Source organism: Pseudomonadota bacterium, from assembly GCA_039714795.1.
In the GTDB taxonomy this organism is placed as follows: Bacteria; Pseudomonadota; Alphaproteobacteria; order JAGOMX01; family JAGOMX01; genus JBDLIP01.
In genome coordinates this window covers 1-9,633 of record JBDLIP010000065.1, presented here as the reverse complement: position 1 = coordinate 9,633, position 9,633 = coordinate 1, and the positions used below count along the sequence as shown (strand labels likewise).

Sequence of the window (9,633 nt, the reverse complement as noted above, 5' to 3'; positions counted from 1 at the left end):
TCAACATTTGAAAATTTCATGGCTCTGATGGTGTAGTGTGCCCAGAGGAATCTCGTTTTTAGAAATTGCACGGGCACTCTCAACAGATGCGACAGAACCCTCTATACTATCCGAGGCCCTGGTGTAGAAAAAATACCTGAAAATGTCTTAAGAAGCACCGCATCAACCTCGTCAAGTGTTGCCGTCACACCGAGGTTGTGCATTGACGTTACCCCATAACCAGCAAGTCCGCAAGGAACAATACCTGTAAAATAAGACAGGTCAGGATTAAGGTTAAGAGCAACTCCATGGGATGTCACCCACTTTTGCACCCGCACGCCTACGGCGGCAATTTTTGATTCAACACCGTTCTGGCCCACAACCCATAGGCCTCTGCGACCTTCCCGGCGCTCAGCTTTGATTTGAAAGACCGCCAGTGTATCAATCAGCCACTGTTCAAGCTTAAAGATATAAGCGCGGAGATCTGGTGGATCTTGTTGGCGCTTTAGGTCCATTAATACGTAACCCACCCGTTGGCCGGGACCATGATATGTGACCTGCCCGCCACGACCTGCCCCATAAACCGGGCAACGTTCAGGAGACAAAATATCTGTTCTCTTGGCACTGGTACCCATGGTGTAAAGCGGGACATGTTCTAACAGCCAGATCAAAGGGTCAGCAGTGCCTGCTTGAATCTCACACACACGCCGCTGCATCAAATCTTGGGCTTCAGGATAGGAAACTAAATTTCTTGAAACCTGCCACTCAATGATAGGTTGTTGTGTAAGATCTCTAGTCACATCCCGCATACCTGAAGTCCACATGCCTTAAATTGAAACTTGAAAAACCCTCAAAAATAAGCCTTAATGGAGTCATAATGTTCTAAATTGCGGTCGTGGCGGAATTGGTAGACGCGCAGCGTTGAGGTCGCTGTGGAGGAAACTCCGTGGAAGTTCGAATCTTCTCGACCGCACCATATTATTTCAATGGCATGGTCATGCTCATGACTGAGACACCCACTCAACAATTGAAGGTTTTGATAACACACCCACTTTGACTCCCAGAAGCTTGCCTTGCTTGAAAAGAGCAAGGGTGGGGATACTGCGCACGTTATACTGCGTCGGTGGCTCCGGATTTTCATCAATATCTACTTTGACAATTTTCACTGAAATTGAATCGTCTGCATCAACCTCATCGAGAATTGGAGTAATCATTTTACACGGACCACACCATTCCGCCCAAAAGTCCACCAACACCAAGCCTTCGGCCTTTAAGACTTCATCTTCAAACGTTGCCGTGGTCGCATGTGAGATAGACATCCGCTGCTCCTCTAGTTATTTAATCAAACATGAATTTATGCTACAGCAGGCCGTAATTTTTCTCAAGCAGAATTCGGCATTATCTGAACCAGTTGTTCCGGAATACGAACAGAGCTTCTGTCGCGTCTGCTGCTGTCCTGGAAAGATTTGGGTTATCTTTGTATGCCCGTCCCGGGCATAAATAGCGCTTTTAGATAGGGGTCTTCTACAAACGTTATCCTGAACGCCGCATCTGCAATTCAATTTCGTCACGATGACGAATCTTGTCCAAATCTTTGAGTTACGGAAACAAGATGCAGTCACTCGGGGCAAGTATATCTATTTTTGCCTTCCTGCAATGTGCATACCCACTAAGCGAGCAACCAGTACGGTTAGATACATTTGACCCAAAAAAGACTCCAGCATCGAAAAGTATCGTGCTGTTTGCGTGAGAGGAACAATATCCCCATAACCGGTTGTGGTTAAACTAATAAAGCTGTAGTAAACCAGATCGCGAACTAGAGCATTATTTTCACTCATGACGACAGCAGAGGCTGTACCAATATCAAAGGAATTTGGTACATAAATTTCAAGTAGAGCATAAAGCAAACCACATTCAATAGCAATTAACAGGTAGATGCAAACGGCACCATAAATCATATTAGTATCAACGGTTTTTGATTTAAATAGGTTGACACAAAAGACCCACAAAACATAGCCAAGGAAGAAAAATATTCCAAAAATTCCGGTGAGTTCAAGCCGGTAATCTTGAAATAAAATATCCCCAACGGTTCCAAGGATTGCAGGAATCGCAAGTATAGTTGCAATCCAAAATATGCGTGGTTTGTTTGAGACCAAATATACGAACACTGCCAACATTCCAAGCAATGCAATTTCAGTAACAAACTGTGCATAGGGGCTTTGATCAAAAAATGGCATAACCACAAAAAAGAAAACCAAACATACGAACAGAGTCGAATAACGATAGCTGGGTAGTTCAAATCGGTAGGTCATGGAGATTCTGCCTTTTTTATGGTCAAAACATCTGGGCCTGCCAAATATTTATTGCTATAATTATTTTAAAATAAAAAATTTAACAAAAATTTTAACGGTGGCTCTCATGGCAAATTTTTTCGTTTATCGTGTATGTGGTGTGAGTGGCGTCTGTGTGCTGCTAGCATTTTTGCTGGGGTGCGAGGATCCACAACCAACCCCTGAAAAAGAAATTGTACGTACGGTAAAGTCTTTAAAATTAGGCGACGCTAATCTGCAAGCGACCCTTACATTTCCCGGCAAAGTGGAAGCATCTGAAAAAGCTGAGCTAGGTTTTTTGGTGGCTGGACGTTTGATTAAACTACCGATTAAAGAAGGTCAGTTCGTTGAAAAAGATCAGCTAATTGGACAGCTGGATCCAAAAGATTTTGAGATCAAAGTTGGTGAAGAAAAGGCTAAGCGCGATCTCAAGCGAGTTGAATTTGCTCGTTACAGTAAGTTGTTGAAGAGCCAATTTGTCTCGCAAGCTAAAGTTGACACGATCAAAGCCGAACTCGATGTCGCCCAGGCGAATCTGGATACAGCCCTTAGAGATCTTGAATACACAACATTAAGAGCGCCATTTGATGGACTAATTGCCCGGCGCTATGTGGAAAATTTTCAAAACGTCAAGCAAAAACAAAAAGTTGTACATATCCATGATATTTCCTATATCGATGTAAGCATTAATGTGCCTGAGTATGTGGTTATCAGCCGACAAGAAAAAGCAGATATGGAATTTTTGGTTGAGTTTGAAACAGCACAAGGCAAGCAATATTCGGCCTCTTTTAAAGAATTTTCCAGTGCAGCAGATCCGATCACACAAACCTATAACGTAACTCTTATTATGCCAGCTCCTAAAGATTTGGCTGTGTTTCCTGGAATGACTGTCACAGTTACAACAATTATTAAAAATCCCAAGGGTGAAGAAAATCATTATTTAATTCCCACCGAAGCCGTCTTTGCTGATGAAGATGACGGGCGTTTCGTATGGGTTATTAATCCTAAAACTATGCGCTTAAAAAAACGTGAAGTGAAAGTGGGTTCCCTTGCAAATGGAAAGATCCTAGTCAAAAAAGGACTCAAGCGTGATGATAGCATTGTCACAGCTGGTGTGCACTTTTTGCGAGAAAATACCAAAGTTAAACTGTTGACCACAACGGCGCGGAATTAGCTACCATGTGGTTGACTCAGTATTTTTTAAAAAACCGTTCGGTAGCTTGGTTGTTCATTATTTTGTTGGTGCTTGGTGGCAGTGCATCATATGATCGTCTGGGGCGCTTTGAAGACCCAGAGTTTACCATTAAAGAAGCCATGGTCTACACGGCCTATCCTGGGGCCAGTGCCAAAGAAGTCGAAGAAGAGGTTTCTGATAAACTAGAAACGGCAATCCAGCAGCTTGGCCAACTGAAACGAGTAGAGTCGACCTCCAAGCCAGGCATGTCAGAAATTAAGGTCATCATTCAGGATAAATATACAACCCAAACATTACCGCAAGTTTGGGATGAACTGAGGCGTAAGGTGGGAGATGTCTATGATGAACTACCCCCTGGAGCACATCCATCCATCGTCAATGATGACTATAGTGATGTTTTTGGGATCCTGTTTGCCATTTCTGGAGATGGATACTCCTACCGAGAAATTAAAGAATTTGTTGATAACGTTTTGCGCCGGGAAATTTTATTAATTCCAGGAGTTGCTAAAGTAACGATTATGGGGGTGCAACAAGAACAAATTTTTGTCGAGATTTCACAAACTCGTTTAGCACAACTTGGTATTTCGCCAGAAACAATTTATAGAACGTTGCAAAGTCAAAATTTGGTTGCACCTTCAGGAGCGGTACAAGTGGGAGATGAATATGTTCGTATTATCCCTACGGGAGACTTCACCTCTGTTGAAGAAATCGGCAATTTGTTAATCTCAAGCCCAAAATCAAAGGAAATTATCTATCTGCGTGATATTGCCAAAATTAAACGAGGTTACCAAGAGGTTCCAACAAACCTTGTGCGACACAATGGCAAATTTGCCATCGCATTTGGTATTTCTTTGGTTCCAGGCGGAAATGTTGTGGCCTTGGGTAAAAAAATTGAAGCAAAGCTAGACGATCTAAAAAGTTTAACACCAGCTGGCATAGTGATGAATTCCATCTACCATCAACCCGAAGTGGTGGAAGCTTCAGTTAATGGTTTCGTAATTAGCCTTTTAGAGGCCGTTATTATCGTGGTGGTTATTTTATTGCTCTTTATGGGCTTGCGCAGTGGCTTGCTTATTGGAGCCATTCTATTTTTAACAGTCATGGGCACACTGATTTTCATGTCAGCGTGGCAGATTGATCTACAACGCATTTCTCTGGGAGCACTGATTATTGCATTGGGAATGTTAGTTGATAACGCTATTGTTGTGACTGAAGGGATCTTAATCCGCATCCAAAAAGGGCAAGATCGGGTTGAAGCAGCTCTTGGGGTTGTCAAACAAACCATATGGCCCTTGTTAGGTGCTACTCTTGTTGGCATTTTGGCCTTTGCCGGAATTGGTTTGTCTGAAGACAGCACCGGTGAATATATCCGCAGTCTCTTTCAAGTCATCATGATTTCTCTGACTCTTAGTTGGGTTCTAGCTATTACAGTCACGCCAATGCTTTGTGTGGTCTTGCTCAAGGCAGGAAAACCACAAAGTGATGAAGAATTATATGGAGGATTTATCTTTAGGGTTTATAAGCACGGACTGCTCACATTTATGAAAGCACGTATCTTGACCCTTGGAATAATGGTTGCCTGCTTGGGGCTTTCCATTTTTGGATTTAACTATTTGCGAGAAGGATTTTTTCCAGACTCGACAACCCCTATTTTCTTGGTGGACTATTGGCGGGCTCAAGGAACTGATATTCGGGAAACCGATAAAGATATGCGTGAGCTTGAAACGCACGTAAAGACCATGGAGCACGTAACTGATGTGACGACCTTCGTTGGCCAAGGTGCTCCCCGCTTTATGCTCACCTACACACCTGAAGAAAAAAATACAAGTTATGGGCAGCTTGTGGTACGGGTTGATGATGCACTCAATATTGATGCCGTTTCTGCCAAGGTGGATGCTTATTTGAAGGAAAATTACTCAGACTCTGAGCCAAGAATTAAAAGGATTCGGCTGGGACCTGGGCGTGATGCCAAAATAGAAGCGCGATTTAGCGGTCCGGACCCTGAAAAACTCCGCACTCTCTCAAATCAAGCCCAAGATATTATGCATCAACAGGGGCTAATTAATATTCGCGATGATTGGCGCCAGCGGGTGAAAATGTTTCGTCCCGAATTTTCTGAAGTGTTAGCTAGGGCTACGGGTATTCAACGATCTCTGCTCAAAAATACATTGGAAATGGCTTTTTCAGGATATCAGGCCGGACTATACCGAGAAGCCGACGAACTGATTCCAATTATTTCTAGATTGCCTGCTGAAGAGCGTTTGAATGTTAGCTCCATAAATGATTTGCATATTTGGAGTCCGATTTTACAAGCCAATATACCAATACGCCAGGTAGTTTCAGGGTACGCAACAGACTGGGAAGATACCCGGATTAAACGTCGCAATCGAATTCGCACTATCATTGCTTCTGCTGATCCTAAGCTTGGCGAATCTGCCAGTGCAGGCTTTGAAAAACTGCGCCCGCAGGTTGAAGCGATGGAGTTACCTGCAGGATATTTCCTGGAATGGGGCGGCGAGTATGAAGATGCACGCGATGCTCAAGTAGCTCTAGCTGCACAATTGCCCATGAGTGTGTTGGCAATGATTTTAATGGTTGTCCTGTTGTTTGGAGCCCTTCGGCAACCGCTGATTATTTGGCTGACGGTACCGCTGTCGGTAATTGGCGTTTATATAGGTCTGTTTGTTGCTGACAAACCCTTTGACTTTATGGCCTTGCTTGGATTTTTAAGTCTATCGGGTATGTTGATAAAGAATGCCATTGTGCTCATTGACCAGATTGATTTTGAAATTGCATCCGGTAAAAAACCTATGCAAGCGGTGGTTGACTCTTCAGTCAGTCGTGTGCGCCCCGTTTCCATGGCTGCAATTACAACAGTTTTGGGCATGACGCCCCTGTTATTTGATGCTTTTTTTGCATCCATGGCAGTGCTAATTATGTTTGGTTTGTCATTTGCGACTTTGTTGACGCTTTATGTGGTGCCGATTTTGTACACACTGTTGTTTAAGATTTCACCGAAGCATTAGTGTGTTACCTCAGATAGAACCGGAAACTTGCACCTAATTTATTAGATATACTGGAAAGCCAAGAATGGCACCGTTCCAAATGTGCCGATTCCCGTATCTAAGACCTAATGAGAAAATCATCGGAAATTCGGGGTGGAAACGTCACCTGATCATTTTGATACGTTTGCCCTGCCATTGATCCCTAGGCCACTTTAAGCATAGCTTTAAGCTCGTACAAAAGACTGTGTGCATCTTTAGGCGACAAGCTGTCTGGGTCAGACTGAGATATTTTTTGCTTCAATTTGAGGATTTCAGCACTTTCAGGTCTGGGCGTGATTTCAGCTTTTGCGGCAAATAGGGGCAGTTCATGTAAAGGTTTTACAGTTGGACGGCGCTGAGGAAGTCGCTCAAGATTATGGAGAACTTCTTGGGCTCTTTTAACCACTGGCGCGGGCAAACCTGCGATTTCTGCAACATGCAACCCATATGAACGATCAGCGGTGCCGGGGATGACCTTGTGCAGGAAGAGTATTTTATCCTCCCATTCTTTGATTTGAACTGTATAACACTTGAGCTTTGGCAGCCGAGATTCTAAATCTGTGAGTTCATGATAATGTGTTGCAAAAAGTGACCGGCATTTATTTTGGTTATGCAGATGCTCAATGGTAGACCAGGCAATGGAAACTCCATCAAACGTTGAAGTACCTCGTCCGACTTCGTCCAAAATAACCAGAGAACGCTCCGTGGACTGATTGAGAATTGCAGCTGTTTCAACCATCTCAACCATAAAAGTTGAACGTCCTCTAGCAAGATCATCAGCTGCTCCCACCCTACTAAACAAACGGTCAACCACACCGATATGCGCTTTTTTGGCAGGCACAAAACATCCCATTTGTGCCAAAATCACGATAAGGGCATTTTGCCGCAGATAAGTGCTTTTGCCGGCCATGTTGGGACCAGTAATTAAAAGGATCTTTTGTTGATCACCCAAATTACAATCATTGCTGACAAAGGCTTGATTTTCTTGCAGTTGCAACGAAGTTTCAACAACTGGGTGTCTGCCTTCAATGATTGTAAAGGCAAGACTCTCGTCGATTTGCGGTCGGCAGTAATTTTGTTCATCGGACAGATGTGCAAGGCTGAGAGATACATCCAATCCAGCCAGAGATCTGGCTGTTTTGCTAAGATCAGAGGCCCGCATCACGATTTCACCCACCAGATCATCAAAAATCTTCAACTCCAGATTCAGTACTTGCTCGCTTGATGCGTTTATTTTTTGCTCAAGTTCAGATAGTTCAACAGTTGTAAACCTCTGGGCATTGGCCATGGTTTGGCGGTGGATAAATGCATCCGTCATCTTACTGGCATGAAGAGTTGTAATTTCGATATAAAACCCTAAGACATTGTTATGTTTAATTTTAAGAGAATTAACGCCGGTTTCTCCGCGGTAACGATTTTGCAGATCAGCAATATGCTGTCGTCCCTTTTCCTTAAGGTCACGGTATTCATCAAGATTTTGCTGATAGCCTCTGGCAATAAATCCTCCATCACGGGCAAGAAGCGGCAGCTCGGCAGCTAATGCGCGATCGAGTTGGTCGATAAGAGCATCGTAATGCCCAAGAGTTTCCAGAAAAACTTGCAATTCCCGAGGGAGAACTTCGACAATACCTAGTTTGTTTTTTAGTGCCTGTCCTTTTTGCAATGCCTCTTTAATTGCCGCTAAGTCACGAGGACCACCCCGACCAAGAGAGAGTCTAGAAAGAGCTCGTTCAAGATCTGGGCAATGTTTCAATTGCATGCGCAACTCCTGGCGCAGTTTAGGATTTTTGAGAAAAAAATCAATGCTATCAAGGCGTTTTTGGATAATGGATGCATTTGCAAGTGGCATAGACAAACGCCTTGCCAGCAGACGCGCTCCACTACTGGTTAGAGTGCGATCAATGGTTTTTAAAAGGCTGCCTTGTTGTTCTCCAGAAAGCGTGTACATTAACTCCAAATTTTTTTGCGTTGCCGCATCTATTTCCAGAATATGCTGGCTAGCAATTTTCTTTGGTGGGTTGAGGTGTGGGATCCCTCCTTTTTGTGTAAGCCTGATATAATCCAAAAGAGTGCCAGCTGCCATAAGATCAGTTGGCGTGAAATTACCAAAGCCATCAAGGGTTTTAACACCAAAAATTTCTTGTAAGCGTTGCTGGCTATTAGCTACATCAAAACGACTGTCTGCAAGCGGATGCAAGATCTTCTTCCACTCATTTAAAATCTCAAACAGTTTAGGTTGCTGGAGTAGAAAATCAGGAATCACCAGCTCACGCGGTGACAGACGCTGCAAAGCACCAGTCAGCGATTGTGCGGTCAGTGCTTCAACCAAGAATGTTCCTGTGGACATATCAATAGCTGCCAGCGAAAAGGATTGTATGCTTTGCGCTTGTTTCCTTGGTTCAAAACACAACATACACAAGAAATTATTTTGGGATGGATCCAGCAACGTATCTTCCGTAAGAGTTCCAGGAGTAACGATGCGCACAACATCGCGCTTAACTAGAGCCTTATATCCTCTATTTTTCTTGGCCTCAGCAGGGTCTTCCATTTGCTCACAAATAGCAACACGAAAACCTTGACGAATCAATCGTGCCAGATAGTTTTCATAGGCATGAAAAGGCACACCGCACATAGGGATTTCTTGTCCTTCTTGCTTGCCACGTTTGGTAAGAGTGATATCTAGGGCCTTTGAGGCTTGAATGGCATCTTCATAAAAAAGCTCGTAAAAATCTCCCATGCGATAGAACAATAAACAGTCGGGGTGCGCCTCTTTAATGGCAAGATACTGCTCCATCATTGGGGTTTTTTTGACTTCAGACTGAACAAGGGTTTTTGGGTTATCTGACATAATCAGTGATCTGTGTTGTTAAGCTCATTACATAATATGTATAGGAAGCATAGATGGTACCTCTGTGACAAGGGGTCTGTGGCATGTAAAATTCAGCAGCTGAAAAATTGGAGAAATTGAGCCAATCAGGGCTTTTAATTAACTTAAAGTATTCTGTAGAAAATAATTGAATTTTTTAATTTGTTTAAAGATCTTTTTTCGATTAACTAGATTTTTTTAATCCAAAAAGATAGTTAA

6 protein-coding genes and 1 tRNA gene are annotated in these 9,633 nt (G+C 43.3%); 3 read left to right on the top strand and 4 right to left on the bottom strand.

Annotated features, from left to right (window positions below):
• Positions 1 to 101 precede the first annotated feature (101 nt).
• Positions 102 to 788 carry a lipoyl(octanoyl) transferase LipB gene (gene lipB, locus ABFQ95_05675; GenBank protein ID MEN8237013.1) on the bottom strand — a complete coding sequence of 229 codons (687 nt, stop codon included), beginning with the start codon at positions 786 to 788 and terminating at the stop codon, positions 102 to 104.
• An 80-nt stretch (positions 789 to 868) separates the two neighbouring features.
• Here lipB and ABFQ95_05670 point away from each other — a divergent pair.
• Positions 869 to 955, top strand: a tRNA-Leu gene (locus ABFQ95_05670).
• Between the two features lie 25 nt (positions 956 to 980).
• Here the strand turns inward: ABFQ95_05670 and trxA are convergent.
• Both trxA and ABFQ95_05660 read right to left on the bottom strand, forming a co-directional pair.
• Complete coding sequence (gene trxA / locus ABFQ95_05665) at positions 981 to 1,298, bottom strand: thioredoxin (protein ID MEN8237012.1); 318 nt, start codon at positions 1,296 to 1,298, stop codon at positions 981 to 983.
• Positions 1,299 to 1,616: 318 nt separating this feature from the next.
• The gene (locus ABFQ95_05660) at positions 1,617 to 2,291 is read right to left on the bottom strand and encodes an ion channel (GenBank protein ID MEN8237011.1); all 675 of its coding nucleotides are present in this window, start codon (positions 2,289 to 2,291) and stop codon (positions 1,617 to 1,619) included.
• 106 nt (positions 2,292 to 2,397) lie between these two features.
• On the opposite strand from ABFQ95_05660, the gene ABFQ95_05655 reads away from it, so the two are divergent.
• Together ABFQ95_05655 and ABFQ95_05650 are read left to right on the top strand one after the other, a co-directional pair.
• On the top strand, positions 2,398 to 3,483 hold the full coding sequence (locus ABFQ95_05655) for an efflux RND transporter periplasmic adaptor subunit (GenBank protein ID MEN8237010.1): 1,086 nt from the start codon (positions 2,398 to 2,400) through the stop codon (positions 3,481 to 3,483).
• Between the two features lie 5 nt (positions 3,484 to 3,488).
• Positions 3,489 to 6,530, top strand: coding sequence for an efflux RND transporter permease subunit (locus tag ABFQ95_05650; protein ID MEN8237009.1), 3,042 nt, complete (start codon positions 3,489 to 3,491; stop codon positions 6,528 to 6,530).
• 181 nt (positions 6,531 to 6,711) lie between these two features.
• Here ABFQ95_05650 and mutS read toward each other — a convergent pair whose 3' ends face one another.
• Positions 6,712 to 9,396: a DNA mismatch repair protein MutS gene (gene mutS / locus ABFQ95_05645; protein MEN8237008.1), complete on the bottom strand. Its 2,685-nt coding sequence runs from the start codon at positions 9,394 to 9,396 to the stop codon at positions 6,712 to 6,714.
• Between the last annotated feature and the right edge of the window lie 237 nt (positions 9,397 to 9,633).

Coding starts and splice junctions, on each gene's coding strand:
- ABFQ95_05655 (MEN8237010.1), top strand. CDS start 2,398: ATGGCAAATTTTTTCGTTTATCGTGTATGTGGTGTGAGTGGCGTCTGT.
- mutS (MEN8237008.1), bottom strand. CDS start 9,396: ATGTCAGATAACCCAAAAACCCTTGTTCAGTCTGAAGTCAAAAAAACC.
- ABFQ95_05660 (MEN8237011.1), bottom strand. CDS start 2,291: ATGACCTACCGATTTGAACTACCCAGCTATCGTTATTCGACTCTGTTC.
- ABFQ95_05650 (MEN8237009.1), top strand. CDS start 3,489: ATGTGGTTGACTCAGTATTTTTTAAAAAACCGTTCGGTAGCTTGGTTG.
- trxA (MEN8237012.1), bottom strand. CDS start 1,298: ATGTCTATCTCACATGCGACCACGGCAACGTTTGAAGATGAAGTCTTA.
- lipB (MEN8237013.1), bottom strand. CDS start 788: ATGCGGGATGTGACTAGAGATCTTACACAACAACCTATCATTGAGTGG.